This window comes from Reinekea sp. (assembly GCF_982785585.1).
This window is the reverse complement of the sequence record NZ_CEYAVF010000025.1, coordinates 31,362-54,071: the sequence shown is the minus strand read 5'-3', so window position 1 is coordinate 54,071 and position 22,710 is coordinate 31,362. Positions and strand designations below refer to the sequence as shown.

General features: G+C 53.9%; 22 protein-coding genes. 15 read left to right on the top strand and 7 right to left on the bottom strand.

All coding sequences use genetic code 11. The features are described from left to right. Positions 1–260: MbcA/ParS/Xre antitoxin family protein (locus AC4FIC_RS10940; RefSeq protein ID WP_476194983.1), on the top strand; the 260-nt coding region annotated here is incomplete at its 5' end. A 163-nt stretch (positions 261–423) separates the two neighbouring features. Here AC4FIC_RS10940 and AC4FIC_RS10935 read toward each other — a convergent pair. From AC4FIC_RS10935 to AC4FIC_RS10910, 6 genes are all read right to left on the bottom strand, one after another. After that, positions 424–1,560: a peptidase C39 family protein gene (locus tag AC4FIC_RS10935; RefSeq protein ID WP_100257614.1), complete on the bottom strand. Its 1,137-nt coding sequence runs from the start codon at positions 1,558–1,560 to the stop codon at positions 424–426. 11 nt (positions 1,561–1,571) lie between these two features. Next, the gene (locus AC4FIC_RS10930; RefSeq protein ID WP_100257613.1) at positions 1,572–3,020 is read right to left on the bottom strand and encodes a RimK family ATP-grasp domain-containing protein; all 1,449 of its coding nucleotides are present in this window, start codon (positions 3,018–3,020) and stop codon (positions 1,572–1,574) included. 321 nt (positions 3,021–3,341) lie between these two features. Next, complete coding sequence (locus tag AC4FIC_RS10925) at positions 3,342–4,094, bottom strand: RNA methyltransferase (protein WP_287420009.1); 753 nt, start codon at positions 4,092–4,094, stop codon at positions 3,342–3,344. 66 nt (positions 4,095–4,160) lie between these two features. Next, positions 4,161–4,769: a Yip1 family protein gene (locus AC4FIC_RS10920; protein ID WP_100257611.1), complete on the bottom strand. Its 609-nt coding sequence runs from the start codon at positions 4,767–4,769 to the stop codon at positions 4,161–4,163. A 219-nt stretch (positions 4,770–4,988) separates the two neighbouring features. Then, entirely contained in the window at positions 4,989–6,278 is a 1,290-nt protein-coding gene (locus AC4FIC_RS10915; RefSeq protein ID WP_100257610.1) for an HlyC/CorC family transporter, read from the bottom strand. A gap of 140 nt (positions 6,279–6,418) precedes the next feature. Next, on the bottom strand, positions 6,419–7,210 hold the full coding sequence (locus AC4FIC_RS10910) for a cytochrome C assembly family protein (RefSeq protein WP_273284869.1): 792 nt from the start codon (positions 7,208–7,210) through the stop codon (positions 6,419–6,421). Between the two features lie 143 nt (positions 7,211–7,353). Between AC4FIC_RS10910 and ffh the strand changes: the two genes are divergently transcribed. The 14 genes from ffh (at position 7,354) to AC4FIC_RS10840 (ending at position 22,345) form a co-directional block, all read left to right on the top strand. Next, positions 7,354–8,769, top strand: coding sequence for a signal recognition particle protein (gene ffh / locus AC4FIC_RS10905; protein ID WP_100257608.1), 1,416 nt, complete (start codon positions 7,354–7,356; stop codon positions 8,767–8,769). Positions 8,770–9,038: 269 nt separating this feature from the next. Then, positions 9,039–9,290 (top strand): 30S ribosomal protein S16, encoded by a 252-nt coding sequence (rpsP, locus tag AC4FIC_RS10900; protein WP_100257607.1) that lies wholly within the window; start codon positions 9,039–9,041, stop codon positions 9,288–9,290. A gap of 26 nt (positions 9,291–9,316) precedes the next feature. Further along, positions 9,317–9,850: a ribosome maturation factor RimM gene (rimM, locus tag AC4FIC_RS10895; protein ID WP_100257606.1), complete on the top strand. Its 534-nt coding sequence runs from the start codon at positions 9,317–9,319 to the stop codon at positions 9,848–9,850. Further along, positions 9,847–10,635: a tRNA (guanosine(37)-N1)-methyltransferase TrmD gene (gene trmD, locus AC4FIC_RS10890; RefSeq protein WP_100257605.1), complete on the top strand. Its 789-nt coding sequence runs from the start codon at positions 9,847–9,849 to the stop codon at positions 10,633–10,635. The genes rimM and trmD overlap by 4 nt, the downstream gene beginning before the upstream one ends. Before the next feature lie 3 nt (positions 10,636–10,638). Continuing rightward, positions 10,639–11,010: a 50S ribosomal protein L19 gene (rplS, locus tag AC4FIC_RS10885; RefSeq protein ID WP_100257604.1), complete on the top strand. Its 372-nt coding sequence runs from the start codon at positions 10,639–10,641 to the stop codon at positions 11,008–11,010. Between the two features lie 304 nt (positions 11,011–11,314). Next, positions 11,315–12,613, top strand: a complete 1,299-nt coding sequence (locus AC4FIC_RS10880) for a homoserine dehydrogenase (RefSeq protein WP_100257603.1) — start codon at positions 11,315–11,317, stop codon at positions 12,611–12,613. A gap of 89 nt (positions 12,614–12,702) precedes the next feature. Then, the gene (gene thrC / locus AC4FIC_RS10875; protein ID WP_100257602.1) at positions 12,703–14,100 is read left to right on the top strand and encodes a threonine synthase; all 1,398 of its coding nucleotides are present in this window, start codon (positions 12,703–12,705) and stop codon (positions 14,098–14,100) included. Continuing rightward, the gene (recJ, locus tag AC4FIC_RS10870; RefSeq protein WP_100257601.1) at positions 14,093–15,811 is read left to right on the top strand and encodes a single-stranded-DNA-specific exonuclease RecJ; all 1,719 of its coding nucleotides are present in this window, start codon (positions 14,093–14,095) and stop codon (positions 15,809–15,811) included. Before thrC ends, recJ begins: the two co-directional genes overlap by 8 nt. A 182-nt stretch (positions 15,812–15,993) precedes the next feature. Further along, a protein-coding gene (gene prfB / locus AC4FIC_RS10865; RefSeq protein ID WP_100257600.1) for a peptide chain release factor 2 occupies positions 15,994–17,089 on the top strand; the annotation gives its coding sequence in 2 pieces (ribosomal slippage) (positions 15,994–16,065 and positions 16,067–17,089; 1,095 coding nt in all). Between the two features lie 86 nt (positions 17,090–17,175). Next, entirely contained in the window at positions 17,176–18,693 is a 1,518-nt protein-coding gene (lysS, locus tag AC4FIC_RS10860; protein ID WP_100257599.1) for a lysine--tRNA ligase, read from the top strand. Between the two features lie 679 nt (positions 18,694–19,372). After that, positions 19,373–19,975: a glycine zipper 2TM domain-containing protein gene (locus tag AC4FIC_RS10855; protein ID WP_100257598.1), complete on the top strand. Its 603-nt coding sequence runs from the start codon at positions 19,373–19,375 to the stop codon at positions 19,973–19,975. A gap of 20 nt (positions 19,976–19,995) precedes the next feature. Next, a complete protein-coding gene (locus AC4FIC_RS10850; protein WP_145980286.1) occupies positions 19,996–20,310 on the top strand; it encodes a PepSY domain-containing protein in 315 nt (104 codons plus the stop codon). Continuing rightward, positions 20,307–20,993 (top strand): response regulator transcription factor, encoded by a 687-nt coding sequence (locus AC4FIC_RS10845; protein WP_100257596.1) that lies wholly within the window; start codon positions 20,307–20,309, stop codon positions 20,991–20,993. Before AC4FIC_RS10850 ends, AC4FIC_RS10845 begins: the two co-directional genes overlap by 4 nt. After that, positions 20,990–22,345 carry an ATP-binding protein gene (locus AC4FIC_RS10840; RefSeq protein ID WP_100257595.1) on the top strand — a complete coding sequence of 452 codons (1,356 nt, stop codon included), beginning with the start codon at positions 20,990–20,992 and terminating at the stop codon, positions 22,343–22,345. The genes AC4FIC_RS10845 and AC4FIC_RS10840 overlap by 4 nt, the downstream gene beginning before the upstream one ends. On the opposite strand, the gene AC4FIC_RS10835 is transcribed toward AC4FIC_RS10840, so the two are convergent. Then, complete coding sequence (locus tag AC4FIC_RS10835; RefSeq protein ID WP_100257594.1) at positions 22,342–22,707, bottom strand: hypothetical protein; 366 nt, start codon at positions 22,705–22,707, stop codon at positions 22,342–22,344. The genes AC4FIC_RS10840 and AC4FIC_RS10835 overlap by 4 nt on opposite strands. Between the last annotated feature and the right edge of the window lie 3 nt (positions 22,708–22,710).

Below are 22,710 nucleotides of genomic sequence, written 5' to 3'. Positions count from 1 at the left end.
AGGTCTTGAATGCGATGCCGGGTGCCGAGTTGGTGTCGGTGGATATGTCGGAAGAGCCTCCCATGACGGGAGCGGTCGATGATATTACCAAGCTGGTCATCCGTGCCTGTCAGGTGCTGGGTGAGCCGGAGTTGGCTCATGCTTGGTTAAATAAGCCCCAGTCCCGTCTCAACGGCCAAGTCCCCAAGGTGTTGATGGTCGACGCTCAGGGGCGAACCTTGGTCTCTCGCATGCTCACGGCGATGGAAGCTAAGGATTGATCGGTTCGTTACGCCAGCCCAGATGAAGCCCTAGCAAGTTGCCACCCCAACCGGACCTGTTCGACACGAGCGGCAACTTCGTTTGCAGCGTCCCTTGGAGACGCCCGTGTCGCCTAGCCACCAACCTCGGTTTGCGCCATGACATCGGGCCGGATGGCGCTGACTAACCCGGCACTGCGCTCGCGTCGCGGCGTCTAAGGGTTACCGCCGTGCGTAATCGCCCGGAGCCAAAGGACGACATTTTCTCAAAGTCATCGCGCGCCAGCGGCAGATATTGGCAGTCGATGGGTCGTTGATGTTGCTTGTCATCGAGATCGGGATCGTGCACATAAAAGCAGAACTCATCGATCGTGGTCACCGTGACCCAATGCGGACTCTTTTTACCATCGAGCCTATAGGTGCTGATCAATATCACAACCCCTAGGCCTTCTTGTAACCATTGCTCTACTTGATGCTGACTGATGTCCTGGTAATGGAGCGCAACGCTCTGCCGTTGGGCCTGATAAACAAACTGATCGTGGACCGTGGCCATAATGGCCTTTTTCTTGGCGGAGCGGACTCCGTCGACAAACAGGGGCTGGTCGGTATTGATATAGACGGCGGCTTCAAAGCCTCGTCGGTGCGCCGCCAAGGCCAAACCTACTGGGTGGCAACCGCCGTGACCCGAGGTCATAAAGATGGTTGTCGCTTCGCGCCAGAGATCGAGTTCAACCGTCTGCTCTAACGCAAAGTGGGAGTCAAGGCTGGCCATAGCCATCATCAACGCGGCCGGCCCACAGGTGAACTCGGTGGTTTGTTGGTACCAGGGCGTGGGACGATGGATCTGCTCACTCTGGATCAGGCGGATAGTCTTCTGCATCCGCAGGGCATCGCTGTGATCGTCGTAGTAGTCGGAATATTCACCGAAAACTCGATAGCCACAGTGTTCATAGAGTCGAATGGCGGCGCTATTGGGTTTGGCCACCTCTAAACGCATAAACAGTCGATTGGCCCGTGCCGCGTTGGCCTCCAATGCAGTCAATAATTGGCGCGCCAAACCAGAGCCGCGCATGGCCGGCAGGACTGCCAGGGAATACAGGCGCGCCAGGCGAGTGCCCTTATTGCACACTACCAGTCCATAACCGAGTACCAATCCATCTCGTTCCGCCACCAGCAGTATGTTGCCGCTGGACGCAAGCCAACGGCGGAAGCTGCGCAAACTAATACGGTCCGCGCTAAAGCAAGCCTGTTCGATGGCCATAAGGGACTCTAGATCGCCCCGTGTGGCCGTCCGATAACTGAAATCATCAAGAGGCGTCATCGATCTGCAGCCTAGCGGCCGCGAGCTTCGAGGCGGCGTTGGAATTCAGCCATGATTTGCATATAGAGCTCATCGCCCAGATAGGCGTCTTCCACCTTATGATCGATACTTGGGTTGTCGTTCACTTCAAGCACATAGGCCTTGTGATTCACTTCCTTGATGTCCACGCCATACAGGCCCTTCCCGACCACCTGGGTGGCTTTAAGGGCGGCGTCGAGCACCGATTTGGGTACCTCGAAGGTCGGTAGCGTATCAAAGCCACCGGAAATGCTTTTTGTACCCACATGATTATAGATTTGCCAATGGTTGCGGGCCATCAGATAGCGGCAGGCGTAAATGGCGCGACCGTTGAGGACGCCGATACGCCAGTCGTATTCGGTATAGAGATATTCCTGCGCCAAAACTAATGCGCTGTCGACAAAGAGCTCCTGGAGCCGAGCGCTCAATTCGGTGCGATTAGCGACCTTGAACACTCCACGGGAAAAAGAACCTTCTGGCATCTTCAGTACCAGCGGGTAACCAAACTTCTGTTCCAAGAAATCCATGGTGGCGGCACTGTACTCATTGACCACTTCGGTAATAAGGCTAGGGACCTTTTGATAACTGAAGGCGTCGTGCAAATAGACCTTATTGCAACAGCGCAGAATGGATTGGGCATCATCCATGACCACCAGACCGTTGTTTTCCGCTTGGATCGCCAAGCGGTAAGTGTAATGGTCAATCGCCGTGGCTTCACGAATAAAGAGCGCATCATAGAAGTTGATGTTTTGCAGCTGATCGATGGTCAGCGCTTGGGCGTGAATACCCTGTTTGGCAGCGGCCTTAATAAACCGACTGATGGCCTCCTTATCACTCGGTGGCGTGCTCTCATTCGGGTTTACCAGGATGGCCATTTCCCAGCGATGTTGCTTCTTGCGCGCATCACGCCAGACCTTATTGGTAAATTCATCGAGGCGCACGAGCAAGCGCGCTCTGGCATGCTCATCCAGTGCGGCATAGGCCACGCGTTCGGTGTGCACCGACAAACTGGCCGTCTCGGCGCTCAGTTGTATCTTGAGGATCGGCGCCTGATATTGGTTGAACACCTTGGTGGCAATTTTTTGCAGTGCCGGCTGGTCAATCTTGCCAAAAAACACCCAGTGGGCTCGGTTCAGTTCCGTATCGGCCAGCTCGCCGAGATCATTCTTGGAGGTGATCATCATCTCATTATTGAGCGCGTCATTGCGCAAGGCGTTGATGGTCTTAACGCTTGGCAACACCTTGTGATTGCGGGCTTCAGCCAACAAGGAACAGTAATAGCCCTTACTCAGATAGGTTTGGGTATCACAGAGGTTAATAATTCGGGTATTGGGTTCATTAATTTTTGGATACTCTTTGAGATAGGTATCAAAATCAATCACATTGGGATGGTTGTCACCTAAATTCAGATCTTGATCAACGACGATGAGCGTTTTGTCCACTTGAGGGCCTTTTCAATGAATGGGGTCTGCCGCCAGTATAGGGCTGGTTTGATCGCGCAGCGGCGCGCGATCAAGCAACAAGGGCTCCGCAGTAGTCAGCACCCGAACGGGTTGACGACTAAAAACACAATGCTGGAATGCTATATAGGCTCTTTTCGGCATCTGGGCAAGCGATCTTTTGAGTCCACATTGAAAAGTCTAACCAGCCCCAGTCGAGCGTGCAGCTGGCTGGTCTCAAGAAGGCCCAGCGACCCCCAGCAAACGCTATAAAATAGCCCTGGATCTGTCGGGTGACTATTGATTTGGCGCGCTGGCAGGGGGCTACTTGCTGTGCGTTTTGTCTACGGCGGTCAAGAAGCCACGCAGTAGGCTGAGCTCTTTGCGGGTTAAGCGCGCGCGCCGGAACAGCGACTGCAAATGTTCCAAAACCTGGCCCGGATGGCGATCATTGATAAAGCCGATGGCGTGGGCTGTACCGGCCAGGTGTTCTTGGAAGAGCGTCAGCTCTTGGTGCAAGGGATAGGCCTCCGGTACCGCTGTAGGAGCGATCAGGCTGGCCTTATGAATCTCATAGCAGACGAGCTGAACGGCCTGGCTGAGATTCAAGACCGGATAATCGGGACTGGCGTCAATATTGAGTTGGAAATGACACTGTTGAATTTCATCGTTATGCAGCCCCATGCGTTCGCGGCCAAAGACAATAGCAACAGGCGACTCGCTCTGTTCGGCTACAGCCTTCTGGGCACTCAGCTCGGCGCTGAGTGCAGGTAGGGGGATCGAGCGGTCGCGGGCACTGGTACCTATTACCAGCGCGCAATCGGCGATCGCTTCCGCCAGGGTGGCCACGACCCGAGCATTGGCCAGGACATCGGTTGCCTGGCCGGCACGGCTGGTGGCTTCCGCGCTGGGAAAGTCGACCGGGTCGACCAGCACCAATTGCGCAAGGCCCATATTCTTCATGGCGCGAGCCACAGCGCCGATGTTGCCGGGGTGCCAGGTTTTTATCAGGACAATGCGGATATTAAGCGACATAAGATTGGGACCGGTGTAGTAAAAACCCGGTGAGTCTATCACTGTGTGTCTCAGGATGGGTAAAAAAGGGCGTCCGTTCAGGCTCGGAACACCCTGATAGCTGAGCTGTTAACCGGTAATATAGATGGGTCCGAGGCCGATGCCCCAAATGATCACGGTTATCGCCAACAGGGCGACAAACATCACCATGCCAATGGTCACGATGGCGCTGGCAAAGATAAAACCTCGTTCTTTGGGGATATTCATTAATATCGGAATGCCTTCGTACAAGAGGTAGACCGAATAGGCCAAGGCCACCAAGCCGACGATGAGATCGAGCCATAACACCGGGTAAAGAGCTACCAGCCCGCTGAGAAAGAGCGGTGCCGTAGTATAGGTGGCCAAGGCAATACCCCTGGGTGTGTGGTCATCGCCGCGAAAAGTCTCCGCTAGGAAGTCGATAAATTTGCCCAAGACGATTACGCCAACAATCATCGCACCGTAAAAAAGGATGCACAGAAACAGCGCGCTTTCGGTGGTCAGGCGGTACACCGTATCGCTGGCACCGACCGTCCAGCCGACCTGGGTGATCCCTATATAGCCGCACACGGCCGGAATGGCGGCGAGCAGCAAAGCGTGGGTGAAGTAGTGACGGCTGAGGGTATTGGGTTCGGCACGGATGCTTTCCCACTCTTCATCGGGATGAGCAAATATGCCCCAGATATGGTTTAGTATCATGCAGTACCTACTCCTTCTCTATTTTTTATTGGGTTTGTCGGGCATGTGCCGCCGAGGTCGACATGGCCTCAAGCAATCTTATGCACAGGGCCCATTGCTTATTGATACAACAGCTTTGAGTATAATCAGGCGGGCCGAATAATAGCAACCATCTGCGCAACAAATGGTAGTCCTATAAGGCTTGCCGCGCTTGCCCAACGCGCGGTGCTGACTGGACCGTTATCGGTCCGATTCGGTCGGCAACTTGCCTAAATAACGAATACGGGCGGCGGTCACCGCGTTGTCCTTTATTTGCAGGATTTCAATCAGAAAACGATCTATCTTGATGCTTAGGTTGGCATCGGGGATTTCCTCAATATACTCGAGGATGAGGCCGTTTAAGGTTTTCGGTCCATCGGTCGGGAGATCCCATTGCAGAACCTTATTGATATCCCGTATTGACGCGGTGCCATCGATAACGAAGCTGCCGTCGCGCTGAGGATGTATTTCCTTGCTGTTGTTGGTTAGGTCGGTAGTAAATTCGCCGACTATCTCTTCCAGCAGATCTTCCAACGTGACCAGCCCCTGAATATCGCCGTATTCATCAACTACCAGTGCCATACGCAACTGCAAGCTCTGGAAGTTCAGCAGTTGAGTGTGCAGTGGCGTGCCTTCGGGGACAAAGTACGGATCTTTAGCGGCCTTGGTGAGCATCACCTTGGTCGGTGCATCGGCATACAGGAACTCCGCGGCATCGCGGATATGTAGGATGCCGATAACCTTGTCGATATCGCCTTTGAACAGCGGAAAGCGGGTATAGCCATTCTGGCGAATGCTGTCGGCGATCTGCTCAATACTACCCTCTATATCGATACCATTGACCTCGTTGCGCGGCACCATAATGTCGTCAACGGTAACATTCTCCAGCTCCAATATGCCTAACAACATCGACTGGCGCTGTACTGGCAAGGTGCTGCCGGATTCGTTGACCAGGGTCTTCAGTTCTGCCGAGGACAGGGCCTCAACATTTTCATTACCCTTGCCGATACGCAACATCCAGAACAGTATGCGCACAATGCCATTTATAAACCAGACCGCCGGGGCGAGTAACCAGGACAGCATGCGCAAAACGTAAGACGCTGGGAAGGCGATTCGCTCTGGATGGCGTTGGGCTATGGTTTTAGGGGTGACCTCGGAAAAGATTAGCACCGCGAGGGTGAGCGCGATGGTCGAGATGGTGATGCCGAGCTTTTCATTGTCCGGGAGCAACTGCTGGGCGATCAGCGTGGCCAGGGTGGCGGCCGCTATATTCACCAAGTTGTTGCCGATCAGAATCACACTGATCAGCTGCTCCGGTGTTTCCAGGAGCCGCTGGGCGAGTTTTGCCGAGCGATTTCCTTCATTAGCTAAATGCTTTAAGCGATAACGGTTGAGCGACAGCATGCTGGTTTCGGAACTGGAAAAGAATGCGGAAGCCAATAACAGCAGGGCGAGTGCGCCAAAAAGCAAGCCCAAGGGTAAATCGTTCAAAAGCGAGAAGCCTCATTAACTAAGTTAAGGTTTTTTAGCGGTATGTCGAGTCACTGTCAAGCGTTGCACGACAAATAGGCTGGAAATGGTCGAGATTCACCCAATTAAGGGTGCAAGCATGACCGAACGAACAGGGTCGCTTAAAAAGTGTGCAGCAGATATTCCAAGACGAATTTGGATCCGATGAAGGCAACCAACAAAAAGCCGAAACCGACATAAATTAGCTTGCTGGCGCGTCGACCGCGCCAACCCAGATAAAAATGACCAAAGATAAGGATAGCAAAGAAGCCCCAAGCGATGAGGGTTAAGACCGTTTTATGAATCAGATGCTGAGCCAACATATCGTCGACATAGATGCCGCCAGTGATAATCGAGGCCGTCAAAAGCACAAAGCCGATCATTAGCCACTCAAACATCAAGCGTTCCATAGATTGCAACGGCGGTAAGATGCGCGATATGCGATTGTTTAAGCGATGCTGCTGCAGATCGTTACTTTGGATGTTGACCAGAATAGCCTGCAGCGTGGCAATAATCATTACGCTGTAAGCCAAGAGTGAGATAAATATATGCACCAACATGCCCGTGGTGTAGGCCCTGGGGCTGGCCAGATGGGGTGCAAACAGGGCTAAAACCAAAAAGGCCGCGCCGACCGGCATTAAGAAAACAAAGAGATTGTGCAATGGTTTGGATAAAGATGAGATCAAAATCACCGCAATGGTCATCCAAACACAGATGGAAATGGTGTTCAGCAGGCTCATTTGCAGCATCCCGGCGACCATAACCTCGGAAATTAATTGCGCCGAGTGCGCCGCTAAGCCAATAAGGGCTGGGCCATAAAGCAGCCACGGGACAATGGGTCGCTGTTTAACTAAAGCGCTGAATGCCGCCAGTCCGCTGATGAAGTAGGTGATGATTGCGAGCCATAAAAGCATAACGAAGCCTGTGAAGGTCCAGAAATTAAAAATTTGAGCCAGTGTGCCACTAACCGCCCAGCTTTTCACTTGATAGCGGAGCATAGCCATGAATATAGCCGCACTGCTATACTATTGCGATTGATTGCAGATGTGAAACCAGCATGTTTAATAGTTTATCAGAACGGTTAAGCCTAACCCTAAAGCAAATTACCGGTCAGTCTAAACTGACCGAAGACAATATTAAGACCTCCCTCCGGGAAGTGCGCATGGCCTTGTTAGAAGCCGATGTCGCCTTGCCGGTGGTGAAGGCCTTTATTGATCGGGTGAAAGACCGAGCGGTGGGCCAGGAAGTGGCCGAAGCGCTCAACCCCGGCCAACAGTTTTTAAAGATCGTTCAGAGCGAGCTGGTCCATGTAATGGGCGAGCAAAACGAGGTCTTGAACCTCAAAGCACAGCCGCCCGCGATCATCCTGATGGCCGGTCTGCAGGGTGCCGGTAAGACCACAACCGTTGCCAAGTTGGCCCGATTCCTGAGTGAGCGGGAAAAGAAGAAGGTTATGGTGGTGTCAGCCGACATATATCGTCCGGCGGCAATTCAACAATTGGAGACGCTGGCGGCAGAAGTCGGGGCCCTGTTCTTTCCCAGCGATAGCAGTCAGCAGCCCGAGCGGATAGTCCGGGACGCGGTCGATGCGGCCCGCAAGCAGGCCGTTGATGTGTTACTGGTCGACACCGCCGGGCGTTTGGCGATCGATGAGCAGATGATGGCCGAGATTAAGGCCTTGCATAAAGCGATTGAGCCGGTCGAAACCCTGTTTGTCGTCGATGCGATGACCGGTCAGGATGCTGCCAACACCGCCAAAGCCTTCAACGATGCCATCCCGATCACCGGTGTGGTTCTGTCTAAGGCTGATGGCGATGCGCGCGGCGGTGCCGCCCTGTCGGTGCGTCATATCACTGGCAAGCCGATTAAATTCATCGGTATGGGCGAGAAAACCGATGCCTTGGAAGCCTTCTATCCCGATCGGATCGCCTCTCGTATCCTTGATATGGGTGACGTGTTGTCACTGATTGAAGAAGTTGAGCGCAAGGTCGACAAGGTTAAGGCCGAGCGACTGGCTGGCAAGATTAAAAAGGGTAAGGCCTTCGACCTGCAAGATTTCCGCGAGCAGCTCGATCAGATGAGCAATATGGGCGGCTTGACGGGCATGATGGACAAGCTACCGGGCATGGGTCAGATGGCCAAGGCTGGCAATCAGCTCCAAGGTGCCGAAAAGCAATTCCATCAGATGGGGGTAATCATCGATTCGATGACGCCGTTGGAACGCCATTTTCCCGACAAGATAGTCGGCTCGCGTAAACGTCGTATCGCGATGGGCTCGGGCACCCAAATACAGGATGTTAACCGGCTCCTGAAGCAGCACAAGCAGATGGCCAAGATGTTTAAGAAGGTCGGTCAAAAAGGCGGCATGCAAAAGATGATGCGCGGCATGGGCGGTATGATGGGCGGGCAGGGTGGCATGGCCCCCGGTGGTGGTCTGCCACCCGGACTGGGCGGCGGCAAATCGCCGTTCTAAGACTGCAGATCCAAATAGGGCGCCTAGGGCGCCTTTTTTAATGGCCCGACGCCGGAGCCAAAAAACAGCCCCCACGGCGCCACGTCTGAGCCTTATTTGCCCCAGTCCACTGTTATCCTTGTAATATTGGGGGTATTCCGTATACTTCGCCGGCGCTAATTTCCGAGTTTTGCTCGGGTAATTTAAACTTTGGACACTGAATAAAGGTAACCCCTTTAACATTCCAAAATGGCAGGTGATTTTAAAGCTTGCCCAACTAGGAGAACGCGATGGTAGTCATTCGACTTTCACGTGGCGGGTCTAAGAAACGCCCGTTTTATCATCTATCTGTAGCCGACAGCCGAAACGCCCGTGATGGACGTTTTATTGAGCGTGTTGGTTTCTTTAACCCAGTAGCCCGTGGTCAAGAAGAGCGCATTCGCGTTAGCCTAGATCGTGTTGACTATTGGGTAAGCAAGGGTGCACAGGCTTCTGATCGTGTCGCCCATTTGCTTAAAGAGTTTAAGAAAGCCCAAGCCTGAGTGATGCTGAGGCAGAGGGTTTCGTTATGACACCGTTACTACCAGAAGATTATGTCGTTTTAGGAAAGGTTTCCTCCGTTTACGGAGTAAAGGGTTGGGTGAAAGTCTTTTCGTTTACCGAACCAATGGATCGTATCCTGGAATATGGTAACTGGACGCTGAAGCAGGGTCAGGATCTGATTCCGATTGAAGTGGACATGGGACGGAGTCATGGCAAGGGGATGGTCGCGCATTTTAAAGGGGTCGATGACCGCGAAATTGCGAAGAGATATTCGGGTGCCGATATTTGTGTACCTCGAAGCCGTCTTCCCGAGTTGTCCGAAGGTGAATGCTATTGGTATGAACTGGAAGGCTTAACGGTGATAACAACGCACGACGTTATCCTCGGCACAGTAGATTATGTAATGAGCGCAGGCTCTGGCAATGATGTATTGGTGATCAAAGGCGACGCGAAGAGTATTGATCGACGCGAACGACTTGTACCCTACATCGACCAATTTGTAATTGAAGTTGACCTCGGTGTAGGTCAGGTGATTGTCGATTGGGATCCAGAGTTTTGATCGAAGAAGGTGCTTCACAACCAGCACTTGAGTTTGGCATCGTTACCCTGTTCCCGGAGATGTTTAATGCATTTACCGACTACGGCGTAACGGGGCGGGCCGTAAAGCAGGGGGTTGTTTCAGTTCAATGCTGGAACCCGCGTGACTTTACCACTGACCGTCACCGAACAGTGGACGACCGACCTTTTGGCGGTGGTCCCGGAATGTTGATGAAAGTACAGCCCTTGCGGGATGCAATTACGGCAGCGAAAGCGGCCAGCGCAGTGCAGACCAAGGTGATTTATTTATCACCGCAAGGGCGGAAACTGGATCAACAGGGTGTTACAGATTTGGCTCATAATGAACGTTTGATTTTGGTCTGCGGACGTTATGAAGGCATAGATGAACGGTTGCTGGAAGCCGATATTGATGAACAGTGGTCGCTGGGGGATTTTGTACTCAGCGGTGGTGAGTTGGCGGCAATGTCCTTTATGGACGCGGTCAGTCGACTGGTCCCGGGTGTACTCGGTCACGCAATGTCATCAGTTGAGGATTCTTTTTTCGATGGTTTGTTAGATTGTCCACACTACACTCGGCCTGAAGTGCTCGATAACAAGGGTGTACCGGATGTGCTGTTAAGCGGTCATCACGAAAATATTCGTCGATGGCGTGCCAAGCAAGCGATAGGCCGGACATGGGAAAGACGACCTGACTTAATAGAGGGTCGCCAGTTGACTAAAGAACAACTGACTCTTTTAGATGAATTTAAAAGTGAGCAAAAGCTCACGCGACCGATCAGGAGCTGAATCATGAGCAATAAGAATCTGATTATTCAGCAAATTGAAGCTGAACAGATGAACAAAGTAATTCCTGCGTTTGGCCCCGGTGATACCGTGGTTGTCCAGGTAAAAGTAAAAGAAGGCGAACGTGAGCGTTTACAGGCCTATGAAGGCGTTGTAATCGGTAAGCGTAACCGTGGCTTGAACTCTGCTTTCACCGTGCGAAAAATTTCTAACGGTGTTGGTGTTGAGCGTTCTTTCCAGACCTATTCAATGCTGGTTGATAGCATAACTGTCAAGCGTCGTGGTGACGTTCGTCAAGCTAAGCTGTACTACCTGCGTGAACGTTCTGGCCGGTCTGCTCGAATTAAAGAGAAGATTCCAGCCAAAAAAGCTAAGTAATAGCCTAGCTTTTCCAATAAAAGGCAACCTACGGGTTGCCTTTTTTGTTGAGCGAGCGGAATGTTTTAATGCAGCATCACAATATTTAACCGAGTGCCAGTTAGCGCCCCTAGTATCGCCACATCAGACCCCTGCAGAGGCTGAAAACATTTTCAGTTGGGCTGCAACGACTCGTTGCGAAATGAGCACGGTCATTTGGCGCTGCCCAGGCATAAAAAGAGCTTTTGTCCGTTGACCTATCGGAGCGGCTTAAGTAATGTTCGAAGCATTGAATTAACCTAATAATGAAATAACGAGGCCTGTTTTGAAACCAGTAAACGTCGGTATTTGTGGCTTGGGCACTGTTGGTGCCGGGACCTTTAATGTCCTCCAGCGAAATTTGCACGATATAGCGCGCCGTGCCGGTCGACCGGTACGCATCGTTCATATCGGCGCCCGGCGTGACAATCCGGCCTGCCAACTGGACGGGGTCAAGGTATCGCGTGATATCTTCGCTGTCGTTCGCGATCCCGACGTCCATATAGTGGTCGAGTTGATCGGTGGCATGACGGTCGCCAAAGAGTTGGTGCTGGCCGCAATCGCGGCCGGTAAAGACGTAGTCACTGCCAATAAGGCATTGATTGCCGTGCACGGTAATGAAATATTCGCCGCAGCCGAGGCCAACAATGTCGTGGTCGCTTATGAAGCGGCGGTCGCAGGCGGTATCCCGATCATCAAGGCGATCCGGGAAGGCCTGGTGGCTAACCATATTCAAAGCCTGGCCGGGATTATCAACGGCACCGGCAACTTTATTCTGACCGAGATGAGCGAGAAGGGTCGTGCCTTTGCCGATGTCTTGGCCGAAGCCCAAGCGCTCGGCTATGCCGAAGCCGATCCGGCGTTCGATGTCGAAGGCATCGATGCAGCGCATAAGTTGACCATTCTGGCCTCAAACGCCTTTGGTATCCCCTTGCAGTTCAGCAAGGTCTATACCGAGGGTATTACCGAAATAACCAGTGAAGACGTGCAGTTCGCTGAAGAGTTGGGCTATCGCATTAAGCATCTGGGCCTAGCCCGCCGAACCGAAGAAGGGGTTGAGTTGCGTGTGCATCCGACCTTGATTCCGGCCAAACGACTGATCGCCAATGTCAATGGCGTGATGAATGCCGTTCTGGTGTTTGGCGATGCCGTCGGACCGACCATGTACTACGGACAGGGTGCCGGTGCCGAGGCCACCGCCTCGGCGGTGATTGCCGATATAGTCGACATCGCGCGCGATATTGACAGTCCCGGTCTGGTACCCCATTTGGGTTTCAGTGTTGAGACCACCGATCTGCCGGTGCTGCCGGCCGAAGCCATGGTCACAGCCTACTATTTGCGAATTTCTGTCAAAGACGAGGTCGGTCAGATGGCCAAAATCGCCGAGACACTGAGTATGCATGGCATCAATATGGAAGCTATCATCCAGAAGGAAGCGCCAGAAGGTGAACTCTTGGTGCCCCTAATCCTGTTGACCCAGCCGGTCAGGGAGAAGGCCATGAACGCTGCGATCTTATCGATTGAGGCCTTACCGGCGGTGACCGAAAAGGTCGTGCGCATTCGCGTTGAGCGCTTGGATAGCTGAGTAGCAAGCTCTGCATTGCTGCCTGGCCTTGATCGGTCAGGCCATGCCGCGCACTGGTTGTGCGGCCCTATTTTGAGAGAGACGAGACAGTGAAATATATTAGCACCCGCGGCAACGCACCCGAACTGGAATTTGAAGACGTACTGTTGGCTGGTCTGGCATCCGATGGCGGGCTCTATGTGCCCAAGGATCTGCCGCACTACAGTCTGGACACTATTCGCAGTTGGCGCGGCCTATCCTATTCTAAGCTGGCTTTTAAAATCATTCAGCCCTTTGTCGGCGGCGCCATCGACGATGCGGCTTTGCAGCAGATGCTCGATGACACCTATGACAACTTCGGCCACAAGGCGGTCGCGCCCCTGACGCAGCTGGATAACAATGAATACGTGCTTGAGCTGTTTCAAGGCCCGACTCTAGCGTTTAAGGATTTTGCATTGCAGTTGCTCGGTCGCTTGCTCGATCATGTCTTGACCAAGCGCAATGAGCGCGCCGTGATAGTTGGCGCCACCTCCGGTGATACCGGCTCGGCCGCCATCGAAGGTTGTAAGCACTCCGAATTCGTCGATATCTTTATCATGCATCCGCACAATAGGGTGTCCGAAGTGCAGCGCAAACAAATGACCACGGTGCTGAGTGATAATGTCTACAATATCGCCGTCGAAGGCAATTTCGATGATTGTCAGAATATGGTTAAGGCCTGTTTTGCCGACCAGGGCTTCCTGCGCGGGGAACGCCGTCTGGTCGCGGTCAACTCGATCAATTGGGCGCGCATCATGGCGCAGGTGGTCTACTATTTTTACGCATCGCTCAACCTGGGCGGCCCCGATCGTAGCCTGTCCTTTTCCGTGCCAACTGGTAACTTTGGCGATATTTTTGCCGGTTATTTGGCCAAAAACATGGGGTTGCCGATCGATCAATTGATCGTCGCGACCAATAAAAACGACATTTTGCACCGTACCATCAGTCAAAATCGTTATGAAAAGCACGCACTGGCGCACACCTTGACGCCCTCTATGGACATAGTGGTATCGTCAAACTTCGAACGCCTGCTGTTTGACATCTACGGTCGCGATGGGCAGTTGCTGGCCGATCTGATGACCCGCATGAATAGCGAACCGGTCGAGCTCGACAGCGCTCGGATGGCCAAGGTGCGTGAGCTATTCGACAGTCATGCCGTCGACGATCCGCAAACCTGCGCGACCATCGCCACGGTTTTTGCCGAAACCGGCTATTTGCTCGACCCCCACACCGCCATTGGCGTCGTCGCTGCTCGGGCCTGTCGCCGACACAGCGACCGACCGATGGTCACGCTCGGTACCGCGCACCCGGTCAAGTTTGGCGAGGCTATTAATAAGGCGGGCCTAGCCACGCCGGCGCTGCCGCACCATATGGCCGACCTGCTTGAACGCGAAGAGCGTTGTAGCCTGTTGCCGAACAGTCTCGCGGCCGTGCAGGCCTTCGTGGTGAAGAACGTGTTCGATGCCTGAGTCGGTATCGAACGCCATTGCCGGGTTCGATATTCGAACCCGCGCCGTCCCCACAGACCTGACCTCCTTGCATGCCAACCCGCTGCTGCACCGTTTGTATGCGGCGCGGGGCATCCGTTCGTCGGACCAGCTGGACACCTCCTTGGCCGGTTTGCTGCCATGGCAATCACTCAAGGGTATCGACCAGGCTATTGACCTGCTGATCAACGCGCGCACTGAGCACCAACGCGTGCTGATTATCGGCGATTACGACACCGATGGCGCCACCGCCACGGCCTTGGCTGTGCTCGGTTTGCGCTCGATGGGCCTGAGCGTCGATTTCCTCTTGCCCAATCGCTTTGAGTACGGCTATGGCCTGTCGCCGGAAATTGTCGACCTGGCGCTAACCAAAGCGCCCGATCTGATTATTACCGTCGACAATGGCATCGCCAGCTTTGACGGCGTGGCTCGGGCCAAGGCCGCCGGGGTGCGTGTGCTGATCACCGATCATCACCTACCTGCCGAGGGTCTGCCTCAGGCCGACGCGATCATTAATCCCAATCAGCCCGGTTGTGCCTTTGCCAGTAAAGCGGCGTGTGGCTGTACCGTGTTCTATTATCTGTTGATTGCTTTGCGCGCTCGACTGCGCGCGGAGCAGGTAGCGGACCTTCCCAACCTAGGGCAATGGCTCGATCTGGTTGCCGTGGCTACCGTCGCCGATGTGGTGCCCTTGGATGCCAATAACCGACGCCTGGTCCAGCAAGGTCTGCAGCGAATTCGTAAGGGCCAATGCCGACTCGGTATCAAGGCGCTGTTCAGTGTCGCCGGGCGCAGTTGGCAGACCGCTCGGGCGGCCGATTTTGGTTTTGTGGTCGGGCCGCGCCTCAACGCCGCCGGTCGTTTGGACGATATGACCATCGGGGTGGCTCTGCTCTTGGCCGATAATGAGCTCGAGGCGACAACACTGGCCCAACAGCTACAGGATTTAAATATGGAGCGCCGGCAGATTGAGGCGTCCATGTTGCACGATGTTGAGGTCAAGATGGGCCGGCTGGTCTTGGACTCGACCCAGCACGGCTGTGTGATCTATGGCGATGATTGGCATGAGGGCGTTATCGGCATCTTAGCCTCCCGGGTAAAGGATCGCATCCATCGGCCGGTCATCGCCTTAGCACCGGGCGATAATGGCTTATTAAAGGGCTCGGCCCGCTCCGTAGTGGGCGTGCACTTACGCGACAGCCTCGATTGGATCAGCAAGCAACAACCCCAGCTGCTTGAGAAGTTTGGCGGCCATGCGATGGCCGCGGGCCTAACTCTAAAAGCCGAAAACCTCGACGCCTTGCGCCATTGGTTCGATCTGGCCATTGCCCATTTCTCCGAGCCCGATGCCCTTACCGCCCACCTATGGACCGATGGTGGCTTGCCCGCTGAGTGGCTGACCCTAGAGAATGCGTTGATGTTAGAGAGTGCGGGGCCCTGGGGTCAGGCCTTCCCGGAACCCTATTTTGTCGGCACCTGGACCCTGGTGGCGCAAAAGATACTGGCCGAAAAACACCTCAAGATGACCCTGCTGTGCGGCCAACAGCAGATTCAGGCGATCGCCTTTAATGTTGATCTGGACCAGTGGCCGACCCAGCGCAGCCAGGTGCGTGGGGTCTATCAATTAAGCTGTAATAGATTTCGCGGCGAAGAAAGCCTGCAACTGATGTTCAATCGTCTGGAACCTGTCTAATGACCCAGCGTGTTGCTGGGTAAGGGCCAGGCAATCGGTAAAAGTCGCCCAATAGCCCGATTCATCGCTACCTTAACGGGTCGTTATCCGGTAAAATTTCGCCCCTTTGAAAAATTATTTGCTCTGATCCCCATAGCAGGCCATTTTTATTTTTTGCTGACAGTTTCTAGGTAGGAGTCCACGTGGAAGTTAATCCAATTCGAGAACAGATCAAAGACTTGAGCGCCCGCACCTCTGTGCTTAGGGGGTATCTTTGACTTCGATATACGCAAAGAGCGGCTCGATGAAGTCGAACGCGAGTTAGGCCAGGCCTCAGTCTGGAACGATCCCGCGCGAGCCCAGGCATTAGGTCAGGAACGCGCAACGCTGGACAAAATCGTCAGTACCATCTTGTTGCTTGAAGGCGGTCTGGCCGATGCCGTTGACCTGCTCGACATGGCGGTGGAAGAGGATGACGTTCAGGCGGCTGATGAAGTTCAGGCCGAACTGAACAGCATGCAAGCGGAGCTTGAGGAATTGGAGTTTCGGCGTATGTTTAGCGGCGAGATGGACCCCAACAGCGCCTATCTGGATATACAGGCCGGCTCCGGCGGAACCGAGGCGCAAGATTGGGCTGAAATGCTGTTGCGCATGTATTTGCGTTGGGGTGAAGAAAAGGGTTTTAAAACCGAATTGATGGAAGCGTCATCCGGTGACGTGGCTGGTATTAAGTCGGCGACTATCCGTTTCGACGGCGAATACGCCTACGGCTGGTTGCGCACCGAGACCGGCGTCCATCGCCTGGTGCGCAAGTCGCCCTTCGATTCGGGTAACCGGCGTCATACCTCCTTTTCCTCCGTCTTTGTGACCGCGGAAATTGATGACAACATCGAGATCGATATCAATCCCTCCGATCTGCGCATCGATGTCTACCGCGCCTCAGGGGCCGGCGGTCAGCACGTCAACCGGACCGAATCGGCGGTGCGAATCACCCACGAACCGACCGGTTTGGTGACCCAATGCCAGAATGATCGGTCACAGCACAAGAACAAAGACCAGGCGATGAAACAGCTCAAGGCTAAGATGTATGAGCGTGAAATGAACCTGCGCCAGGCTGCGGCCCGCGTGGTTGAGGACAGCAAGTCGGACATTGGTTGGGGCAGTCAGATCCGCTCCTATGTCCTGGATGATTCTCGCATAAAGGATCTGCGTACCGGGGTGGAAAGCCACAATACCCAAAGTGTATTGGACGGCAATCTCGACCCCTTTATTGTCGCATCCCTGAAGCAGGGTCTGTAAGTATCGTTACAATGGGCCACCGGTCATGCTTGCGCTCGATGGTGAACTGCCCGCTAAAATTTTGCACAACAGCTTAGGAAAACGAGATGAGCGACAACGCAACAGAAAACAACCCGGCCAAAGTGCCCGAAGAAAACCACATTATTGCGGAGCGCAAACAGAAGTTAGCCGAACTGCAAGATAAGCGCGGCATTGCCTTTCCAAACGACTTTCGGCGTAAAAATAAGGCCGGTGACCTACAAGCCGCCTATGGCGAGCTGGATAAGGAAACCCTGCTCGAGCAGCAAATTCCGGTCGCGGTGGCGGGCCGGGTTATGCGCCGTGGCGGACCCTTCGTCGGCATCTTGGATGTCACCGGCACCATTCAGTCCTATGTCGGTAAGGCCCTGCAAAAGGACAGTGACGATTGGAAGCTGCTCGATATCGGCGATATAGTCGGCGTCACCGGAATCCTGGCTAAGTCGGGTAAGGGTGAGCTCTACGTCAATGTCGAAAACCTCGCCGATTTTCGCATTCTGACCAAATCCTTGCGCCCCTTGCCTGATAAGTTTCATGGTTTGGCCGATCAGGAAGCGAAATACCGTCAGCGTTATGTCGATCTAATTATCAATGAAGATACCCGCAGCGTGTTTGAAACCCGCTCCAAGGTCATTAACGTCATCCGCCGCTATCTGAGTGAACGTGACTTTATGGAAGTGGAGACGCCGATGCTGCAGGTGATCCCGGGCGGCGCGACGGCACGGCCCTTTATCACCCATCACAACGCCATGGACCGTGATCTGTACCTGCGAATCGCACCGGAGCTCTATCTCAAACGTCTCGTGGTGGGTGGCTTTGAACGGGTCTTCGAACTCAACCGTTCGTACCGGAATGAAGGAGTCTCGGCGCGCCATAACCCTGAATTCACCATGTTGGAATGGTACCAGGCCTATGCCGATGTCAACGATCTGATGGATACCACCGAAGAGATGCTGCGCACCGTCGCGCTCGAGGTGCTCGGCAGCACAGACATTCATTATCAGGGCCAAGACTACAACTTTGCCCTGCCGTTTGAACGCATCTCCATGTTTGCATCCATTCTGCACTACAATCCCGACATCCGCGCCGAACAGATCCGTTCGTTAGCCGGTGCCAGCGAAGTGGCCGAGGGCTTGGGCATCCGGGTCAAAGATCATTGGGGCTTGGGCAAGGTGCAAACCGAGATTTTTGAAGAAACAGTCGAGGCCAAGCTCACCGGGCCGGTCTTTATCACCGAGTATCCCGCCGAAATATCCCCCTTGGCGCGCCGCAACGACCTGGATCCGGAGATAACCGATCGCTTTGAATTTTTTATCGGTGGCCGAGAAATTGCCAATGGCTTCTCCGAGCTGAACGACCCAATCGATCAGGCTATGCGTTTTCAAGCCCAGGTGGCCGAGAAAGAAGCCGGTGACGATGAAGCGATGTTCTACGATGCCGACTACATTACGGCGCTGGAATACGGTTTGCCGCCCACAGCCGGAGAGGGCATCGGTATCGATCGACTGGTTATGTTCCTGACCAATTCACCCTCGATCAAGGATGTCATCCTGTTTCCTCATATGAAGCCCAAGCAGGTTGACTAGGGTCCGTCTCAGGACTAACAAGGCAGGCTAAGCGTTAGAATTGGCCTACCCTATAGTCTTGGCTGAGAGGTAACGCATTGCTTGCCCCAAAAAAGCGCATTTATGCGCTTTTTTTGTGCGTGAAATCCGACCCTAGGATCCGAAAATAATTCAAAAAACCACAAATTAATAGCGTCTTCCGGTTGCAGTCGAGGTTCAAAGCCTGTAACAACTATCCCCAAGCAGTCTAAGACCCTTAGATCCTGGTTAAAAGTGACGCAGCTCACAAATCTGGTAATAAACTATTGCTAAAAAAATCTCTAAGTAACTGATAAATATAGGATTTATCATTTTTGATCAAAAAATGATCAATTCTGCCGTAGCGTTAAAGATAGGCCCTTTGGTACCCCCATACGGCGGTTGTCCACACAGTTATCCACAGAAATTGTGGACACCCGCCGCAGAGCTAGACGGGGTGCGGCGGAAGCCTATTAGTAAGTTTGGATCCCACTATTTGCATCTTTCTAAGTTGTCTACTACAGCCTTTATTTCGAACCCATGTCAAGCCCAATAGGCGTTAATCGGTGTCTGATTTCAGCTCTTTCGGGTATCCTACCTCAGCCAAATGACTGTTCAGCTTTGGTTCATGCGGTGCCCCTATCATGAGGTGGAAATCATATTTAACCGCTAGGAATGACCTATGAAGATACTGCCAGTTATAATTGCCAGCGGACTCCTTGGCTTAGTAACCATTAGCGCGCAAGCCGAGAACCGGGCAACCTATACAACCAGCCGATCAGTCGATTATATCGATGCCACCAGCGAGATCTTTTACGTTGAAGGCCGAGTGGTCAGTGCCACACCGATCTATGAAAGCACTTGGTATTATCGCTCCCGCGGTGAGGATCGACGCACGACCCTGACTGAAAACTGCCGTATTCGGGAAGTGGAGGTCTATCGAGAAGGCCGGAATGGGGGTACAGCTGGAGCCATAATAGGAGGCGCCATTGGCGCACAGGTTGGCTCAAACGCCGGTCGTTCGCCCGAATCGACCCTAGTGGGCGCCCTCGCCGGTGGCGTGATCGGCAGCGTGTTAGGCAGTGAGATCGATCGTAACCGGGGTGGCACGGTGCAGTATCGAGTTGAAGAATATTGCGATACCACTTATCGTACCGAGCAGCGCGAGTTGATCGGTTATGAGGTGCTCTATCGCTACAATGGCCGGGAGTTTTTGATGCGCACTGCGCAGCATCCCGGCCGCTACGTTGAGTTAAGAGTGGAGGTGCAGCCCACTTTGCGGTAAATCGAAGCGTTGAGGGCGAGATGATAAAGATAATAGCAGGGTTACTTTTTTCGATGGGTTTGGCGCTGATGGCGTCTGCTGACGACCCCGCGCGCCAGGGTCTACATCCTTGCACCGGTGAGAAACTGCCCTTGAGCACCGAAAAATCGATTGTTAAGGCCATAGAATGCCTATACCAGGGCCGAGTGGCCAAGGTCGAGATCATCCAGCGCAGCGGCAATAGCTGGTTCTATCAGCTCCGGGTGCTGATCCCCGGTGGGCGCATCAAGACAGTCGACGTCAACCCAGAGACGGGTATGCCGTTAGATGCTAAGGAATTGGAGGCATTATCATGAGGCTGCTGATCATCGAAGATGAGCAAGGCCTGGTCGAGCATCTGCGCGCCGGGTTCCGCAAGGAAGGCTTTGCCGTCGATATCTGCATGAACGGCAAGGAGGGCCTGTTTTTAGGTCAAGAAACCGAATATGATTTAGCGATTATCGACTTGGGTCTGCCGGAGATGGACGGCCTGGATCTTATCCGGGCGTTACGGCGCTTTGGCCAGACCTTCCCCATTATCGTCTTAACCGCTCGGGGTCACTGGAAAGACAAGGTCGATGGCCTGGAAAGTGGCGCCGATGACTATCTCGCCAAACCCTTTGTGTTTGACGAATTACTGGCCCGCGTTAAGGCGCTATTACGGCGCAGTGTGGGGATGGCGAGCGCCACCCTAGAGCTGGGCATCTATCAGCTCGATACGGCCGCAAAGCGCGTCTGCGTGGCTGGTGACGCCATTGAGTTGACCAGCTATGAATACAATACCTTGGAATACTTGATGACTCACAAGGACAAGGTCGTCTCAAAAACGGAATTAACCGCCCATCTGTATGCTCAGGATTACGACCGGGACAGCAATGTAATTGAAGTCTTTATTCGTCGCTTGCGAAAAAAGCTCGACCCGGAGGGTGTGCGAAATCCGATCCTGACCCAGCGTGGCTTGGGTTACCGATTTAATATGGCAGGTGTTCTATCCCAGTGACAGCGGCGGGATCCTTTTCCCTGACCCGTCGGCTGCTTATCTCGGCCGCACTGCTGATGAGCTTTTTTCTCGGCTTGACCGGTTTGGCGCTCGATCGTGCCTTCGTCAACAGTCAGCTCGCCGGGCAGAGCGAGCGCTTGTTTATTCGCGTGTTTAATCTGCTTTCGCTTGCCGAACTCGATGACATTACCCTATCGCTGCCAGCCATCTTGCGGGAGGAACGCTTTAATGCGCCTGAATCCGGTCTAATCGGCATTGTCCTTGATGCCAATCGTCAATCCGCCTGGGAAAGTCAATCGAGCGAATGGTTTAGCGAGCTGGCGTGGTTGCGGGCCAAACCCAGCCTGGTCCCCGGCGGTGAAGAATTCGGCGCTTATGGCGGCTATGTTTACCAGCGCAATGGCTTTGTTTGGGAGGATGCTACCGGGCAGGATCGTTATTTCGAGTTTTGGGTCTTGGAGGACGCCGGGCCCTATAATCGCTCGATCCAAACCTTTAGGCGGCAACTATGGGGCGGCCTCGGTGCCGCCTCCGTGGCCTTGCTGGCGCTAATGTTTCTGGTTACCGCCTGGGGCCTGAAGCCGCTGCGGCAACTGGCGCTGCATCTAAATCGAATTCGTAGCGGGGATGCCGATCAATTGGTTGGCCGTTACCCTACCGAACTCACCCCCTTGACCGACAGTCTGAATCAATTGCTTAAAGCCGAGCAACACCAGCGCGAACGCTATCGCAAGGCCATGGCCGATCTGGCCCACAGTTTAAAAACGCCCTTGAGCGTGATCCGTACCCTGTCCGCCGGGGAGCAAAGCAGTCTCAATGAACAGGTCGATCGAATGGACCAAATAGTCCGCTACCAATTGCAACGGGCGGTCACCGATGCCCGCAGCGGTCCTGTGTTAGGCCAGCGCTGCGACCTGCATGGCGTCGTTGTGCGCCTGGCAAGTGCACTGGAAAAGGCTTATCGGAGCGAAGACAAGGTCTTGGATATACCGGAACTGGACCGAACCCTGTTTGTCGCCATGGACAGTAACGATGTTTTAGAAGTATTGGGCAATCTGATTGAAAACGGTTTTAAATATGGCCGCTCAGTGATCGGTGTGAGCTATGAACAGCGACCGGACACCCAGAGCGTGGTGCTAGTCCATGTTGATGATGATGGCCCGGGTCTGTCCGAGCTGGCTCGTGTCGAGGTGCTGACACGGGGTAAGCGCCTCGACACCATTCAGCCCGGGCATGGTATCGGTTTGGCCATGGTCAACGATATACTCGCCAGCTATAGGGTGGAGTTGCAGATTGGCAACGGTCCCTTAGGCGGGGCCCGCTTTAGCATGGCGTTGCCGATTGCCCGTTAGGCCGTGTTGCCGAGTATTTGCATCCAATAGACCGCATAGCCGATCACTGTTAAGCCGAGTAGGATCACCAGATGCACTCGCTTCGGATCGCTTCGCCGGCGCGAACGGAACGGCCGGACGCCCAGAGCCAATAGGGTGAATAGGGTGCAGGCGGCCAACGATAAGGGCAGCCACTGGACCCATTGGGCCTGCCAATGATGGCGAATTTCGATGCCATGATAGCGCACGATACCGGTATCGAGCTCCGGTGCCGCGACCCAGAATAAAATTTGCAGGCCAAATATCGCCAGCCAGCCCAATGACGCAGCAGTGCGTAACAGAACTTCCAGATAGTCGGTACGTCGACGGCGCCGATCCAACATAAA